The sequence below is a fragment of the Stieleria sp. JC731 genome (genome assembly GCF_020966635.1).
Taxonomy (GTDB): Bacteria; Planctomycetota; Planctomycetia; order Pirellulales; family Pirellulaceae; genus Stieleria.
This window is the reverse complement of sequence record NZ_JAJKFQ010000026.1, coordinates 392,921-409,382: the sequence shown is the minus strand read 5'-3', so window position 1 is coordinate 409,382 and position 16,462 is coordinate 392,921. Positions and strand designations below refer to the sequence as shown.

Sequence of the window (16,462 nt, the reverse complement as noted above, 5' to 3'; positions counted from 1 at the left end):
TTAAAAGCCCTTAGGCAAGAACTATTGCGTCAGATTCGCGACGATCCCGTTCAGCGTTTCGCTTGGTCGCATCGCGTCAGACGCTTTCTTACAATCGGTAAGGAAGTAGCCTCCTAGGTCAACCGCAGCCCCTTGGGCGTTGCTTAGTTCGCCAACGATTTTTTCTTCGTTGTCGCGAAGTGCGGTCGCGATATCAGTGAACTTGCTTGCCAATTCTGGGTCATCAGTCTGCGAGGCCAAGGACTCGGCCCAGTACAACGCCATGTAGTAGTGGCTGCCACGGGTATCTAGTTCACCGACTTTTCGTTTAGGTGATTTGTCCTCTTGAAGGAACGTCTCGGTACCTCGATCCAGCGCCGCGGCCAAGACGCCGGCTTTGCCATTGTCAGTTTTCCGTGCCAAGTCCTCCAGCGATACCGCCAAAGCAAGGAATTCGCCTAGCGAGTCCCAACGAAGGTGGCCTTCGGAGACAAACTGTTGAACGTGCTTGGGAGCTGATCCGCCAGCGCCTGTTTCGAACAGCCCGCCACCGGCTAGCAGTGGAACGATGGAGAGCATCTTCGCACTGGTACCGAGTTCCAAAATCGGGAACAGGTCGGTGAGGTAATCCCGAAGCACATTGCCAGTGACCGCGATCGTATCTTTACCATCTTTGGCTCGCTCACAGGCCAGTTGTGTCGCATCGATCGTGTCCATGATTTGGATGTCCAAACCATCGGTATCGTGATCTTTCAAATACTCGCGGGTCTTCGCGATAAGATTGCTGTCGTGGGCTCGGTTGCTGTCCAACCAGAACACTGCGGTTGCACCGGTCAATCGAGCTCGTTCAACGCCCAAGCGGACCCAATCCCGAATGGCGACGTCTTTGGTTTGGCACATACGCCAAATGTCGCCTGCTTTGACTGCATGTTCGAATATGGTGTTGCCATCAGCGTCGCTGACGACCACCGTTCCGTCGGCTGGGATTTCAAATGTCTTGTCGTGCGAGCCATATTCTTCGGCCTTCTTCGCCATCAACCCGACGTTGCTGACGCTACCCATGGTCGTGACATCGAACGCGCCATTTGCTTTGCAAAAGTCAATGACGGTTTGATACACGCCTGCGTAGGAGCGATCGGGGATCATCGCTTTTGTCGGGTGCAGTTTTCCGTCCGGTCCCCACATCATTCCTGACGATCGGATCGCAGCGGGCATTGATGCATCGATGATCACGTCGCTTGGCACATGCAGGTTGGTGATGCCGCGGTCCGAATCGACCATTGCCAGGTCTGGGCCAGATTCGTAGGCGCTCGCAATATCCGATTTAATCTCTGCAGCGGATTCGGCAGGCAGGCTTTCAAGCACTTTATCGAGTGATGCCATCCCGTTACGGGAGCTGAAGCCGGCTTTCTTCAATGTCTCAGCGTGCTTGTCGAGGACATCCGCAAAATAGACTTCGACAGCATGTCCAAATAGGATCGGATCGGAGACCTTCATCATCGTCGCTTTGAGATGCAACGAGAGCAGGATGCCAGACTTCTTCGCGTCGGCAATTTCGGTCTTATAGAACTCTCGCAGTGCAGCGATGCTCATCACGGATGCGTCAACGACTTCGCCAGCGTCGACCGGAACCGGTTTTCGCAGCGCCGTTTTGGTCCCGTCAGCGGCAACATGATCGATAGTCAGACTGCCAGCGGACTCGATGACGGCCGATTTTTCACTGCCATAGAAGTCACCATCCGACATGCTGGCAACGTGTGAAGGGGAGTCACTGGTCCATGCCCCCATCGAGTGCGGGTTTGCTTTGGCATAGTTTTTAACGGCCGCTGCAACTCGACGATCACTATTCCCTTCGCGGAGAACAGGATTGACTGCGCTGCCAAGCACTTTGGCGTAGCGATCACGAATGCCTTTCTGTTCGTCGGTTTGCGGATCAGCAGGATAGTCTGGGACTTTAAAGCCTGCGTCTTGCAGCTCTTTGATCGCGGCGGTTAGCTGAGGAATCGAGGCGCTGATATTGGGAAGCTTGATTATGTTCGCATCGGGTGTCTTGGCCATTTCACCAAGAATTGCCAGTGCGTCTTCAACTTGCTGCGAGCTTTCCAAGGATTCCGGAAAGTTCGCCAAGATGCGTCCGGCAAGAGAGATGTCTTTCGTGGTGACTGTGACACCGGCGGCGTTTGTGAACGCCTGCACGATCGGGAGCCAAGAGAAAGTCGCCAACGCTGGCGCTTCATCGGTGAAGGTGTAAACAATACTGGATGCTTCGTCAGACATATCGATGACCGCTGATGGCAGGATAAAAGTTATGGGCCAGTCACTGGCTCAAACGTAGCAGCATGCCAAAGAATTGTCACCGGGACTAACCCCTTTGAGATCCGGCATTTGTGCGCAAAAAGAGAGGGAACGCCTGTCGATGAGGCGTTCCCTTTCGCATAAGAATTTATTCCCGATCGGGACCGATGACCGTTTGCTTTGACTGATGCCAACGTGTCTCTTTCACCCACACGTGTGGTGCATCAACTGATCCAGATCGACAGCGGGTCACCTGAGTGATTCAGGCTTCTAGACTTCGATCAGGCTTTCGCCGGTCATTTCTGCTGGCTTTTCAAGTCCCAACAAAGCGATGACGGTCGGCGCGATGTCGGCCAATCGTCCGCCTTCACGAAGGGACTTTCCTTCCAGCCCAGGCTCGACGACAATCAATGGGACATCATAGGTGGTGTGCGCAGTATGCGGTCCACCCGTCTCTGGGTTGGTCATTTGTTCGCAGTTTCCGTGATCAGCGGTGATGACCAACGAGCCGCCAGCTTCCAAGGTTGCGTCGACGATTTTTCCGACGCAGGAGTCCACGGTTTGCACCGCCTTGACGGCGGCTTCCAAGACTCCCGTGTGACCAACCATGTCGCCGTTGGCAAAGTTGACAATTAGAACTTCGCTACGTCCCGATTCGATTTCTTTGAGAACGTAGTCGCACACTTCCGCAGCAGACATTTCCGGTTTCTGATCGTAGGTCGAAACGTCGCGAGGTGACTGAGCCATCTCTTGCGTTTGGCCTTCGAAAGGATCGTCGCGGTAGTCGTTGAAGAAGAACGTGACGTGTGGATACTTCTCGGTTTCGGCACAACGAAACTGCTTCAGTCCGTTTTCACTGATGAATTGCCCTAGAATGTTCGGCATCTTTGGTGGCTTTTCAAAGATGACTTTCACTGGAAGGCCAGTCTCGTAGCCCGTCATTGTGGCGTAGTAGAGATTGTCAATCTTTTCACCGCGATCAAAACCGCCGCCATCAATCTTGCCCCATGCATCGTTGTCGTAAACAAACGCCTTGGTGATTTCACGCGTGCGGTCGCCGCGATAATTGATAAAGACAACCGCGTCACCGTCTGCGACCAACGCTGGCTCTGCGCCGTCAGCGACGATCGTTGTCGCCTCGATGAATTCGTCACCGCTCCGACTCGGTTCGGTCGGGTTGTCGTAATAAGCTTGAATCGCTTCGGTTGCGGATTTCGCGGTGCGAGATGCCCCCTTCGTCAATGCATCGTATGCGGTTTGAACTCTTTCCCAACGCAAGTCACGGTCCATTGCATAGAATCGTCCGACCACGGTGCCAATTTTTCCGACGCCAGCTTCGGACAACTTACTTTCGATTTTGCCAACGTACGCCAAACCGCCTGTCGGCGATGTGTCGCGACCATCGGTGATTGCATGCACGACCAAGCGGTCACCGGGCAATCCGAAGTCTTTATACAGGTCAACCACAGCGAGGGCGTGGTCGAGATCGCTATGAACGCGACCATCGCTCATCAGTCCGAGAATATGGAGTTTGCCACCGGTGCTTTTGACGTGTTCAAGCGCCCCCAGCAAAACTTCATTTTTGAAGAAACGCCCTTCACGAATCGCGCGGGTGATTCGCATGACTTCTTGGTCGACGATTCGTCCGGCGCCGATATTTTGGTGACCGACTTCGCTATTTCCCATCACGCCGGCAGGCAGCCCGACGTCTTCGCCTGATGTCTTGATCAGAACATTTGGGTACTGCTTCATCAAAGCGTCGGCGATCGGCGTTTCCGCTTGAATCACCGCATTGGCCTTGTCCCACTCTGGAAAAGGGTTCTGTCCCCAACCATCTCGAACAATCAAGACCACGGGTTTTCGGCGTACTTCGGTCATATCTACTGCTGTGCGGTAAGCAAAGAAGGGATTTTGAAAGGTAAGGGTTCCCCAAATCGTAGCTGAGAATCGGGCGATTCCAAAGTGGGTGTGCGATACCGAGACGCGTCGAATCAGAACGTCTGGGGCGAGGCAATGCGCGACTCCGTCGAAGCGTTTCAACGCCATAGGGGCAGGATGATGTTCATGCAGCCTGAAAGATCATCGACCAAACCCTGTTTAAGCAAAGCAAATCGATCTTCGGAGTGAACTCTCCCAAACGCTCCAACCTCGTCGTGTCTCCGGAATTCGGTGTCGAAATGCGAGACATATCATTGCTGGCGGCAAGCTAGAGTGTACGCCTCCGGGGTCATTGGGCATCGGACTTGCACTGTCGCGGACAACGCGTTTCAAGATTTTGAAAATCCAAACCTGCTGTCGAGAGCAACGATGTCCAACGGAGAATCCAAGTGCCCTTTTCAAACCCAACAGTTCGGCCGCCCTGTCGACGACAATCAGCATTCGCAAACGGCAGGACCACGCGGTCCCGTCCTGATGCAGGACGTGCATCTGGTCGAGAAGATGGCCCACTTCAATCGCGAACGCATCCCTGAACGAGTCGTCCATGCCAAAGGTTACGGCGCCTTTGGTAAGTTCACAGTGACCAACGACATCTCAGAGTACTGCATGGCGGACCTTTTTAGCTCCGTCGGAAAGGAGACGCCGACCTTCGCTAGGTTTTCGACTGTTGGCGGCGAATCTGGATCGGCCGATTCGGCACGTGATCCTCGCGGATTCGCGGTCAAGTTTTATACCGATCAAGGTGTGTGGGACTTGGTCGGAAACAACACGCCAATCTTCTTCATCCGCGATCCTTTGAAGTTCAGTGACTTCATCCACACGCAGAAGCGTGAACCTCAAAGCCACCTAAAGCCCCACTGGCGTCGCTGGGACTTTTGGGGTGAAGTTCCTGAGGCACTGCATCAAGTGATGTTTCTTTACGGCGACCGTGGCACCCCGAAGAGTGCGAGGTTTATGAACGGTTATGGAAGCCACACCTTTAGCGTTTACAATCGCGAAGGAGTACGTCACTGGGTGAAGTTCCATTTTAAGACGGAACAAGGCATCGAGAACTTCAGCGATGACGAAGCGATCAAAATGGCTGGTGAAGCTCCTGACTACTCAACTCGAGACCTTTTCCAAGCGATCGAGTCGGGTGACTTTCCACGTTGGAAGTTGCATGTGCAGTTGATGCCAGAGTCAGACGCCGAAAAATACCAGTGGCATCCTTTTGACTTGACCAAAGTCTGGCCACACGCGGATTACCCCTTGATCGAAGTCGGCGTCTTGGAACTTAATCGCAACCCGGATAACTATTTCCAAGACGTTGAACAGGCGGCCTTCGAACCTGGAAACCTGGTCGACGGGATTGGGTTGTCACCCGACCGCATGTTGCAAAACCGGGTCCTGAGCTACCCCGATGCACACCGCTATCGCCTGGGTGTCAACTACCATCAGATTCCCGTCAACGCTCCACGCTGCCCCTATGCGACCTACCATCGCGATGGCCAAATGCGAGTTGATGGTAATGGTGGCGGAAGTGTTGACTATGAACCCAATAAGATGAATGGGCCAAAGGAGACGGGGCACCGATACGAACCACCGATGCCGGTGCACGGCGATGGCAATCGCTACGATGAATTCGCGTGCGATGCGGATGACTACTATGGACAGCCGCGTTTGTTTTGGAAGGAAGTGCTGGACGAGGGCGGGCGTGAAAGGCTGTGTACCGCTATAGCGAACTCGATGGGTGATAGTCCCGAGCGGATTCGAGACAAGATGCTTCAGCAGTTCGCAGCCGTTGATGACGAGTTCGCAAAGATGGTCAGCAATAAGCTTGAAGCGCCAGCGGACGAACCGATTCCTGTTGCTTAGGAGGTGAGGGTTGGCGTCACGGCGGAGCGTGACGGGTACTTTTGTGACGCGAGGTTGTCTTTAAGTCCCCATCACAGTCCCTGTGATGCACGCTGGCTAATCCGTCTGGCGTCACGGCGGAGCGTGACGGGTACTTTGATGACGCGAGGTTGTCTTTAAGTACCCATCACAGTCACTATGGTGCTCGCTGGTTAAACCGCTTGGCGTCACGGCGGAGCGTGACGGGTACTTTGATGACGCGAAGTTGTCTTTAAGTACCCATCACAGTCCCTGTGATGCAGGCTGGTTAATCCGTCTCGCGTCACGGCGGAGCGTGACGGGATGGTTTAACGCTCGCAAGAAGAATCGAATTACATGTCGATTTCGTAGCCTTTGCGACTCTCACGCGATAGGAATGCGTTTGCTTCGGCATCACCGACGATTTCGCGTTTTGCAGGGTCCCAATTCAACTCGCGACCCAAGCGAATGGCAATGTTTGCCAAGTGGCAGGTTTCCAACATTCGGTTGTGAGTCCAAACGTCCGAAATCGGTTGCGTACGTGACTGCATCGCGGCAATGAAGTTTGCGGTGTGGTTCTCGCTCACCGGTCCACCATAGACTTCTTCAACCGCACCTTCCGGCAAAGGATTGCTTTCCAAGTCTTCGATTGGCTTTCCGGCAAGCTTGCCACGGTTAACGAAGAACCGGCCCTTTGTTCCTTCGAACAAGATGCCGTTGTCGCCTTCGCTGGTGATCACCATCGGGATGTCACCGGGCATGTTCGCATGGATTTCGAACTTCGTCGGCGAATTGTATTGGTCGTTCACCGTTGGGTAGCCGTTCTTATAATCGACCGGAAGCGAGTAGCTGACCGGAGTGATCTTATTCGGTCCGGTTTCGCTGGCGCCTAGTGCCCAAGTTGCGATATCAACATGGTGGGCTCCCCAGTCATTCATTTGGCCACCGGAATACTCGTACCAGTTTCGCCACGCGTAGTGACAGTTGGTGTAGAGAGGAACGCCGCCTCCGTAGCCTTGACGCATCTCTGGCAAAGCCCGGTAGTCAGCTTGGGCTGCTGGTCCCAACCACATGTCCCAGTCGAGACCTTTGGGGACATCGATCGCTGGAATCACAGGCGAACCGGATGCACCGTTGATTCCACAAGTCACCTTGCGGATCTTCCCAATTCGACCGGCTCGAATCAGCGCGATGGCGGTCAAGAATCGGTGGTCATTCTCGGTCCGCTGCATCGTTCCGACCTGGAACACTCGACCGGTTTGCTTGACAACCTTTTCGATCAGCTTCCCTTCGGCGATCGTCAGGGTCAGCGGCTTTTCGCAATAGACGTCTTTTCCGGCGAGCATCGCTTCGATCGAGATCTTGGTGTGCCAATGATCCGGTGTGGCAATCATGACCGCGTCAATGTCGTCTCGCTCGAGCACTTTGCGGTAGTCGCTATACCCCTCGGCTGCCTTTCCGGTCTTGTTTTTGAGACGTCCATTGATGTCGCCCAAGACGTTGGAATCGACGTCAGCAAATGCGGCAAAGTCGGCGAACTTGGTGGACTTGTTGGTGATCGTCCATCCCTGGTTACGTAGACCGATGGTGGCGAATACTGGACGTTCGTTGGGCGAGTCTTGGGCGCGTGAAAAGCCAGCTGTTCCGGCAAACACACCTGCCGCTGCAGTCGTTTGGAGAAAACCACGTCGATTCAGGCGATGCGATTTGGTCATGGAAAGTCTCTCGTTATGCGGGCGAAAGTAGATGGAGGGATAGGTGGGATTGATTTTGGTTGGACAGAAACTCCGAACGCCACCGCCGAACGGTGCGAACGCATTTCGCTCAAACCGGCAGGCTCAGATGGATAACGGCACTGAAATTGGCCGTAAAATGTCTCTGTGTCAGATTAGTTTACACCAGAAGACAAGTCGTACGTAGGCCCGAGTTAACGAATCTGGCACGCAAACTGGACGAACTGTTTCCAACAGTGACGGCGGTGGACTGAAACAAATCCGATGACAGCGATTCTCGGATGGCCGCAAAAATGTGCGGAGGCTGTGTTCACTGTAAATGCATTCCTTTGACGTCTGAATCCGCATTGGATCTCGCGCACGGCGTCTGGTGGGATTCAAAACTATGTGGTGAACTCGATTTTATTGCAATTCAACTTCGAAAATCCGGCCCTGATGCCAGATGCCGGGGTTGATGCGTGTACGCACGGTATGTGGATTTGTGGTGTCTCTTGGATTGTGAAATATCTCTGGGCTGGTGCAAAAATACTCTAGTCTGTCCGAACTGGACTCAAAAGCGTTTTCGGTTTTGAACCCACCTTTGGGCTCGGCTGACGTTCCCAGGCCACGAGGCATCGCATGTAACCTTCTCTTCTGCGTTTGAACTTTTCCCCATTAATGAGGTCATCGATGAAAAAGCTATTTGTGATTCTTTCGCTATTGGTCATGCAATACGGGACGACGTCAGGCCAAGATAATTCGCCGCCAAGCGAGCGTCCGCAACGCAACCGTGAACCATCGCGTTTTGGCGGACCAATAGAATTGGGGCCGGACGACAAACAGACGTTCGCGGAACCAACCGATAGTATCGTCGAGCATCGCGATGGGATCCCGCACGGTCGGTTGGAAATGATCTCCTACGACTCGAAAACGGTGGGGACGACTCGCAAAATGAACGTCTACACGCCGCCTGGCTACTCTAGTGAAAACACCTACCCAGTGCTCTATCTGCTTCACGGCATCGGCGGTGATGAAACCGAGTGGGAGCGTTTTGCAAGTCCCAATGAATTGATGGACAACCTGATTGCTGATGAAAAAGCGGTCCCGATGATCATCGTTATGCCCAACGGACGGGCGCAGAAAAATGACCGTGCCGAAGGAAACATCATGGCGAGTGCTCCGGCATTCGCAGTCTTCGAACGCGATCTACTCGATGATGTAATCCCTGCTATCGAGTCCCGCTATTCGGTGAAGGCGGATCGCGAGCATCGCGCGATCGCGGGCTTGTCGATGGGCGGAGGCCAGTCACTGAACTTTGGGCTTTCGAATCTGGATCAGTTCGCTTGGATCGGTGGCTTTTCTTCTGCGCCGAATGCGAAATCGCCGAAAGAGTTGATCCCGGATGTGGACCAAGCGAAAAAGCAGCTGAAACTGATGTACCTGTCGTGCGGCGATAAAGACGGACTCATTCGTATCAGCCAGCGGATGCAGCGTTTTCTGGCGGACAACGATATTCCGCACCATTGGAATGTCGATTCACACGGACATGACCCGACGCACTGGCGAAATAACTTGTTTCACTTTGCCCAGCTGGTCTTCCAGCCATCAAAATAGTGCTCCCACAAAACGTCTTCAAAGCAGCAGGGCGGGATGCCAATCTGGATCCTGCAAGTCGACTTCTTTTCGATCGATCTGATAGACAAAAAGCCCCGTCGGACAAGACAATCCGCCGGGGCTTTTTTGGTTCTTTAAGAGAGCCGAAGTAGGTCTACCAGATTCGGACTCGCTTTTCCGGAGCCAGGTAGAGTTTATCTTTGTCAGTGATGTTGAACGCGTCGTACCACGCATCCATGTTTCGCACGACTCCGATGACTCGGAACTCACTTGGGCTGTGTGGGTCGACACTGAGTCGCCGAACCATTTCTGCGTCACGATATTTGCGACGCCAGATTTGCGACCAACCGAGAAAGAATCGTTGATCACCGGTTAGACCATCGATCACAGGTGCTTCCTTGCCTTCCAAAGAAAGTTTGTACGCAGCGTATGCGACGCTTAATCCACCCAAGTCACCGATGTTCTCGCCCAATGTCAATTCGCCATTGACGGTTCGGCCAGCGATCGGAACGTATGCGTTGTATTGATCGACCAAGCCCTGGGCTCTCCGTTCAAACTCTTGGCGATCTTCCTCGGTCCACCACATTCGTAGATTGCCGTCTCCGTCAAACTTGCTGCCCTTGTCGTCGAAGCCGTGACTGAGTTCGTGGCCGATGACCGCACCAATACCGCCGTAATTCACAGCATCGTCGGCCGCCAGATTGAAGAATGGTGGCTGCAGAATCGCGGCCGGAAAAACGATCTCGTTCATGGTGGGGTTGTAGTAAGCATTGATCGTCTGCGGAGTCATGTGCCACTCATCGCGATCGATCGGTCCACCCAACTTGTTGATGTCTCGGTCGTATTCAAACCGAGCCGACGCGAGTAGATGATCTCCCAGCACTCCCGATGTGATTTCGAGATCGCTGTAGTCTTTCCACTTGTCTGGATATCCAATCTTGGTGGTGAACTTCGACAGCTTTTCCAAGGCTTGTTTCTTCGTGCCTTCTCCCATCCAGTCGCGGCTATTGATGCGATCTTCGAATGCCCGAATCAGATTGGCCACCAACTCGTTCATACGTTTCTTGGCGATCGGTTTAAAATGTTTCTCAACATAGATTTGACCAACCAACTCGCCTAAGACGCTGCCCGTGACATTGACGCCTCGCTTCCACATCGGCTGTTGCTCGGTGATTCCACTGATTGCGGTATCGTGGAAATCGAAGTGGCGGCGCTCGAGTTCTTCACTTAGCCCGGTCGCAAATCCGTCGATCGTGTGAAATGTGAAGTAGTCCTTCCATTGATCGATGGAGACGTCGGCAAACAATTCTGCCAAGCCTTGCACATACGTTGGCTGACGAACAACGATGTTTTCGATCGATGCAATTTTCGCAGCTTCGGCGTAGTCGAACCATTTCAAGTCCCCCAACATCGTGTCCAGCTCTGCCGGAGTCTTGGGGTTGTAAGTCGCAACCGGATCTCGGTTTTCTGTTTTGGTCCAATGGATTTTTGCGATCCGAGATTCGATCTGATAGATCGTTTCGGCGGCTTCAGTAGGTTGTGGATGGTCAACTTTAGCGAGTAAGTCCGCAATGTACTTCTTCAGTTCTTCGCGTAACTCGACGTAGCGTTCTTCGTCTTCGAGGTAGTAGTCGCGGTCCGGAAGCGACAGACCAGATTGGGTCAGGTAGACGGTGTATTGGTCACTTTTCTTGGCATCGACAGAGACGTAGGGGACGATTGGGCCGCCAACACCGGCCCGTCGCAACATTCCGAACGTGTCTGCCAAGTCAGTTTGGTCTTCGATGGACGAAATCGCATCCAACAAAGGTTGAATCGGTTTAAGTCCAGCTGCGTTTCGTGCGTCCAAATCGAGAACGCTTTGGTAAAGATCACCGACCTTTTGACTGGGCGTTCCCGCTTTCGCCGCAGTCTTCGCCGCTTCTTCAATCAACGTGCGGACTTGTTCGCGGGTCTCGTCATCGAGAACTGTGAAGATTCCGTAGTTCGATTTGTCTGCGGGAATCTCGGTTTCCTCGAGCCATTTTTCATTGGCGTACAGGTAGAAGTTTTCTCCCGCACCGACGCTATCGCTGAACAGTGACTTGTCAATTCCGGAGATCTTTTCGGTAGCTTTGGCCTGCGACTTGGCGGCCGCAGGCTCTGCTGCTCGCGCCATCTGAAATGGCACCATTGTCGAGGCGGCGACGAGAGCAACGCCGCAGTTCTTGAGGTTCAAACGCATCACGTTTTGCATAGTTCGTAGGGTTGAAAACGACCAAGGATGACGTCTTCATTCTATGCAAGTCTTGTCGAGCCCGGCTAGCGTACTCGGTCTCACTCCCCCAGCAGCAAACCGATGAATTGCAAGCTTGGGAACCGCTGTGTGACACCCTTTGGTTGGCAATCCTACATCCGGCCGAACTCAGCGGCTGTCAGCGCACCAGTCCTTGGTATGCACGCCGCTGCGAATTCGCCATTCGCGTAGTTCGTCCAGCAATTGTTGCTTGACCAAATTCGAGTCGGGGGAATCCCAGAGGTTGGTTAGTTCTTCCGGATCGTTAACCAGATCAAAAAGCTGACCATACGGTTCGTCCAAGAAATGCACTAGCTTGTGAGTCTGATTGCGAACCATCGTCATGAACTCGCAACCGGTCAGCACGCCATCTTTGACTTGTTCGCAGTACACATAGGGACGTCCGGTAAAGCTAGCTGGGTTGTCAATTCCGTCCGCAATTGAAACGGCTTCCAGTTCACCTGGAACGTCAACGCCAGCCCACTGTAGGATCGTTGGGCCGATGTCCATCTGTTGCACCAGACCGCGTAAGACCTCGCCACCTTGAAAACGTTCTGGACACCAAACGATCATCGGAACACGTGTGATCTGCTCATACATCGTCCACTTTTGGCTCTGCCCATGATCGGTCAGGCAATCACCGTGGTCGCTGGTAAAGATCACGATCGTGTTGTCGCCATATTCATTTCGCTGAAGCGTCTCCATTATCTCCCCCACCTTTTGATCGATCATCGTGACGTTCGCGAGGTAGTAGGCTCGCTGGCGCTGGCGTTGCTGGTCGGAAACGTCCAGTGGCATGATCACCGAATCATGATCGATTTCGGAGTTATGAATTCGCAGCTCTTTAAACGCTGGCGGTTGTCTATCAAGTTCTGCTTCAGTCACCGGAGTTAGTGGAAGCGGTTTGGAAAGGTACGGTTCGGCGTATCGAGCGATGGGATCATAGGGTGGGTGTGGACCGGGAAAGCCGATTTGCAGAAACAAAGGGTCTTTCTTCGGTGTCGACTCGATCCACCATTTTGCCATGTCTCCGACGAAGAAATCAGGATGAGTGTCCTCTGGGAGCTCCCATTCAAACGCCCCCAGTCTTTGATCGTAGTCGGGGAGTTTTCGATAAAGCTCGCGCTGTTGCTTTACCAGACCACGGAAACGCAGCGCCTTGTCCCATTCGTCAAAGAAATACCGGCCTTCCAAATAACGATCCTTGTTTTCGACGACAAAACGTTCGTGAAATCCAAGTTCTGTCACGTACGGCCACGTGTGCATCTTTCCGATGTTGACGCAGTAGTAACCGGCGTCGTTGAGATGTTCAATCCAGCTACGCCGCCAACGATCGGCGTTCTTCAGAATGCCGGTCGTATGTGGGTAGAAGCCTTTGAACATGCTGGCGCGAGCCGCAGCGCACGATGCGGCAGAAACATGACACTGCTCCAGCGAGACGCCTTCACGAACGAGACGATCAAGATTGGGAGTGTCGACGTGCGGGAACCCCAGCGCCGCGATCGTGTCGTAGCGTTGCTGGTCCGTGATGATGAGAATGATGTTTGGGCGAGACACGTCAATTGCACAAAACAAGGGATGGCCTGAAACGTGTCAGTTTACCTCGCAAGCTAGCTCGGTGCGACTTCGGAAAAGATGGCTAGTGACTGAAGAAGACAACTTGCTCAACACATGAGTCTGTTTGAACCGTAAACGCCTGACCTCGTTGAACGGCAAACCTGATCAAGCATCAGCAATTTCGATGCGGTGATCAGCAACCAAAAACAGCCACAATCACTTTCATGATTGCGGCTGCGGATGAATCTAGTCTGACTAGCGAGTCACATTAACTACCGGCGTCGACTTGAACGCCGACCTGCCACGACAACACCGCCGATGGCAAGAATGGCAAGCGAGCTCGGTTCCGGTACCGAAGCAACGCTCAGACTGTCGAATTCAAAAGTCGTTAAACTAGATAGTCCGTGGAAGGTTTGGTTACTTCCAGGGGAACCGCTTAGTCGCAACCCCGTGACGAACCCCTGAGTGAATGAAATAGGAGTTGGAATATCGGATAGGTTTACTGTTGTATTCGTGATTGTATCCGAATAAATGGTAGTCCAAACTCCATCGAGTCGAATTGCGAGAGACGCAGTGTCTGAGTTGGAAAAAGTGTGTTCGTGGTAGATGGCTGGACCAGTGATATTGACCAACGAGTCCGCGGTGAAGCCTGCAAAAGCTATCGAATCCGTGTCAAAATCAGAGCCGCCAGTCCACGTCACGATATTGCCAGCGTGTACCGAAGTGGACAGCAAGGAAAGAAGAACAATTGCGATTGGAGCAAGTAAAGTTTTTTGAAGCATAAGTCTATTGGTCGTTTGTGGTGATAGAGATAATCCATTTCAAGACTTATGCAGTGATGGGGACTTTGAATACCTTCTCGCAAAAGAGTGGCAGAGAGCCCAACCAGTCGCTAGCTTGCATCGTTTGAACCAACCGATCGAATTGGAAAGGTGGTTGAATGCCAAGCACTTGGAGAAACTCGTTTGATGAACTGCCACCGAAGACTACTAGACCGGCCAGTTCCGCGGCTATATCAGCAAAATCTTCGTCAGGCACTATCGAGTGATGAAGTGGGCCGATTGACGGTGTCGCTAATGTTTTTAACGCGGATGACTGCCTGATCGAACAAATTAGTCCAGCGTTGCAGGATCCAGCATAGATGGATCCTGCCAAACACAGACAAAGTAAACTAAACCTGAACACGCTACCAACATCCTCGAATACGTCACTGAATTCGGGTCTGGGAAATACCGGAGTTCCCCATTTTGGCTGACACTGACAGGACCAGTCCCGGTGGAGGGGGCCGGGCTGGCCGAACGGGTGTTGATTATTTGACAGCAGTGGGGATTTGTCAACGGACGCCATACCCCCAAAGGAGCTGGATTTGGCTAGTGGGTCGGGAATCCGCCTAAACTGCCTGCAATGGCGGAGAATGCACAGAACATTTCAATTTTGGCGGTAGAAACTCGAAATGTTTACGCCACGATCTTGCTCTGTCTCTGTCCATATTCGATGACAAATCTCTCAGATTAGTTATCTATTAAACCGACCGTTTTGGCCACTGTCAGCGTTCTTGGCTAGCAGTTTTGGGCGCTGAGATGCAGATCTTGGGATCCAAGACCACGTCCGGTTTGTGGTTCAAGCGACACAATCCTAAACAATCCGCGAACCATTGGTGTCCCTGGGGTTGAATTTGCCTGGACGCCTAACATCAACCTTGGAGTAGGGGCAGTACTGCAGCAATCCAGCGCGGACGTCTCACGATTGTTGCCTTCGAAGGTTCTGGTTCTCCTCCGCCACCTACCGTTCCAGAACCGTCATCTTTCGCGATTTTTGGACTGATTGGATTGGCTGGATGTGTAGTTCGACGCCGGTCCAAGAACTAGGGATTTGTTAATAATTCTGACAAGCATCATCTAGCAAATCACCGATTCGAAAACCGCCCGAGGCAGAAGCATCTGCCTCTGGCGTTATCTCTAGCCTCGGTCAATTGCGATATCTGATGCTCCAAAGCTATCGATTCCGCGACGTTTGAAATCACATCGAGCGTAAGAACCAAGATACTTTCGATGCGAATTGGTCGATATCGGTGCCGACCCAGCGTTCAAAGTCGCTTAGGCGTGTGAACCGGTCGTAGGGCTGGTAGGTGCCGCGAGCATTGGTTCCCGCCAGCACTTTGGCGAAAGCTTCCGGCTCCCGCTCGGCCATGTAGAACATCATCGCCCAGGCAACCGCGTAGGCTTTGTCGGTGGTCTGAGGATTGTTAAACATCTCGTTGGTACCGACCAAGTCACGAACTGCGTCAGAGAACCCTGAACCGAAGTCTTTGCCGTATTCCCTGTGCAGCACCGTCATGCTATCCAGGTTCAGCCGGTCTCGAATCTTCAAACCCGCTTTTCCACTGACCATCGATTCGGGTTCGAACATTTGTCCGATGCCCTCGGTGACCCAGCGAGGTGTGATCACGATCCGGCTATGCACGTTGTAGTTGTAAGCCGATTGATGCGCAGCTTCGTGGCGGACAGTGGCTCCGATGTATCGAAGGTGTCCTCCGTCATGCGTCAATACACGGTTGCTTTCACGAGCATAGATTCCCGCGACCCGTTTGGCATTGATGTCCATCTTTCGCATTTCAGCGTACATGGCTGTTTCATCAGGCATCACGACTGCGACCATGGGAAAACGTCCGCGACGAATCTTGATATTGCGACGTGACATGTAGTTGACGAATGAACGATGCGATTGCTCGAACATTTCTGGCCAGCGGGTGCCACGACCGCGCGGTTGAACGATCAGAAAATGTTGCGTCGTCAAAACCTCGAAATCGCGACCAAACTCCTTCTGCAACTCCGAACGCATCTCCATGATTGTTGCGGGTTCGTAGACGGCATCGATATTTCGAATGCGATCTTTGTCGGGACTTCGAACGGTATGAAGCTGCCCATCACGTCCCAGAATGATGATTTCATCGCTGAAGTCCATAATCGGAATTCCTTGACCTTGCGACGAACCTTGGGGAAATTCAACCATGGTCGGCGAGACGGCCGCGATCGGATGGTTTCCTACAAGAGCTGCGAAGACGAAGAAGGTCGTCAATCTGACCCGTGCGCATGTGGGGCGAGCGAACATTGCAAAACGCATAAGGTTATGATGAGGCGGTGGGGACGTTCGTGGTGCATCGTGAACGGTTCGTGGTTGTTCAGTAAAATGAACCTAGCTCACATCCCCCCGACATCTGTTCAATGACTCACTGTGGTAC

Annotated in this window: 10 protein-coding genes; 3 read left to right on the top strand and 7 right to left on the bottom strand. The window is 52.9% G+C overall.

Annotated features, from left to right (window positions below):
* Nucleotides 1-21: 21 nt before the first annotated feature.
* Together LOC67_RS24255 and gpmI are read right to left on the bottom strand one after the other, a co-directional pair.
* On the bottom strand, nt 22-2,256 hold the full coding sequence (locus tag LOC67_RS24255) for an NADP-dependent isocitrate dehydrogenase (protein ID WP_230265430.1): 2,235 nt from the start codon (nt 2,254-2,256) through the stop codon (nt 22-24).
* Nucleotides 2,257-2,544: 288 nt separating this feature from the next.
* The gene (gpmI, locus tag LOC67_RS24250; protein ID WP_230265429.1) at nt 2,545-4,152 is read right to left on the bottom strand and encodes a 2,3-bisphosphoglycerate-independent phosphoglycerate mutase; all 1,608 of its coding nucleotides are present in this window, start codon (nt 4,150-4,152) and stop codon (nt 2,545-2,547) included.
* Nucleotides 4,153-4,581: 429 nt separating this feature from the next.
* Here gpmI and LOC67_RS24245 point away from each other — a divergent pair, with 429 nt between their 5' ends.
* Nucleotides 4,582-6,066 carry a catalase gene (locus LOC67_RS24245; RefSeq protein WP_230265428.1) on the top strand — a complete coding sequence of 495 codons (1,485 nt, stop codon included), beginning with the start codon at nt 4,582-4,584 and terminating at the stop codon, nt 6,064-6,066.
* Nucleotides 6,067-6,416: 350 nt separating this feature from the next.
* Here the strand turns inward: LOC67_RS24245 and LOC67_RS24240 are convergent, their stop codons facing one another.
* Nucleotides 6,417-7,778, bottom strand: coding sequence for a Gfo/Idh/MocA family protein (locus LOC67_RS24240; protein WP_230265427.1), 1,362 nt, complete (start codon nt 7,776-7,778; stop codon nt 6,417-6,419).
* A 687-nt stretch (nt 7,779-8,465) separates the two neighbouring features.
* Between LOC67_RS24240 and LOC67_RS24235 the strand changes: the two genes are divergently transcribed.
* Nucleotides 8,466-9,389 (top strand): alpha/beta hydrolase, encoded by a 924-nt coding sequence (locus tag LOC67_RS24235; protein ID WP_230265426.1) that lies wholly within the window; start codon nt 8,466-8,468, stop codon nt 9,387-9,389.
* Between the two features lie 154 nt (nt 9,390-9,543).
* On the opposite strand, the gene LOC67_RS24230 is transcribed toward LOC67_RS24235, so the two are convergent.
* The 3 genes from LOC67_RS24230 to LOC67_RS27820 form a co-directional block, all read right to left on the bottom strand.
* Nucleotides 9,544-11,613, bottom strand: coding sequence for a M13 family metallopeptidase (locus LOC67_RS24230; RefSeq protein WP_230265425.1), 2,070 nt, complete (start codon nt 11,611-11,613; stop codon nt 9,544-9,546).
* A gap of 180 nt (nt 11,614-11,793) precedes the next feature.
* Nucleotides 11,794-13,221, bottom strand: a complete 1,428-nt coding sequence (locus LOC67_RS24225) for a sulfatase (RefSeq protein WP_230265424.1) — start codon at nt 13,219-13,221, stop codon at nt 11,794-11,796.
* 272 nt (nt 13,222-13,493) lie between these two features.
* Nucleotides 13,494-14,003 carry a PEP-CTERM sorting domain-containing protein gene (locus LOC67_RS27820; protein WP_410001172.1) on the bottom strand — a complete coding sequence of 170 codons (510 nt, stop codon included), beginning with the start codon at nt 14,001-14,003 and terminating at the stop codon, nt 13,494-13,496.
* 942 nt (nt 14,004-14,945) lie between these two features.
* Between LOC67_RS27820 and LOC67_RS27815 the strand changes: the two genes are divergently transcribed.
* Nucleotides 14,946-15,089: a PEP-CTERM sorting domain-containing protein gene (locus LOC67_RS27815; protein ID WP_410001174.1), complete on the top strand. Its 144-nt coding sequence runs from the start codon at nt 14,946-14,948 to the stop codon at nt 15,087-15,089.
* Nucleotides 15,090-15,240: 151 nt separating this feature from the next.
* On the opposite strand, the gene LOC67_RS24220 is transcribed toward LOC67_RS27815, so the two are convergent.
* On the bottom strand, nt 15,241-16,185 hold the full coding sequence (locus tag LOC67_RS24220) for a DUF1570 domain-containing protein (protein WP_230265423.1): 945 nt from the start codon (nt 16,183-16,185) through the stop codon (nt 15,241-15,243).
* Between the last annotated feature and the right edge of the window lie 277 nt (nt 16,186-16,462).

Bases quoted from the DNA above. Each gene is read 5' to 3' on its own strand.
- LOC67_RS27820 (WP_410001172.1), bottom strand. From the start codon at position 14,003: ATGCTTCAAAAAACTTTACTTGCTCCAATCGCAATTGTTCTTCTTTCC.
- LOC67_RS24220 (WP_230265423.1), bottom strand. From the start codon at position 16,185: ATGGACTTCAGCGATGAAATCATCATTCTGGGACGTGATGGGCAGCTT.
- LOC67_RS24235 (WP_230265426.1), top strand. From the start codon at position 8,466: ATGAAAAAGCTATTTGTGATTCTTTCGCTATTGGTCATGCAATACGGG.
- gpmI (WP_230265429.1), bottom strand. From the start codon at position 4,152: ATGACCGAAGTACGCCGAAAACCCGTGGTCTTGATTGTTCGAGATGGT.
- LOC67_RS24230 (WP_230265425.1), bottom strand. From the start codon at position 11,613: ATGCGTTTGAACCTCAAGAACTGCGGCGTTGCTCTCGTCGCCGCCTCG.
- LOC67_RS24255 (WP_230265430.1), bottom strand. From the start codon at position 2,256: ATGTCTGACGAAGCATCCAGTATTGTTTACACCTTCACCGATGAAGCG.
- LOC67_RS24240 (WP_230265427.1), bottom strand. From the start codon at position 7,778: ATGACCAAATCGCATCGCCTGAATCGACGTGGTTTTCTCCAAACGACT.
- LOC67_RS24245 (WP_230265428.1), top strand. From the start codon at position 4,582: ATGTCCAACGGAGAATCCAAGTGCCCTTTTCAAACCCAACAGTTCGGC.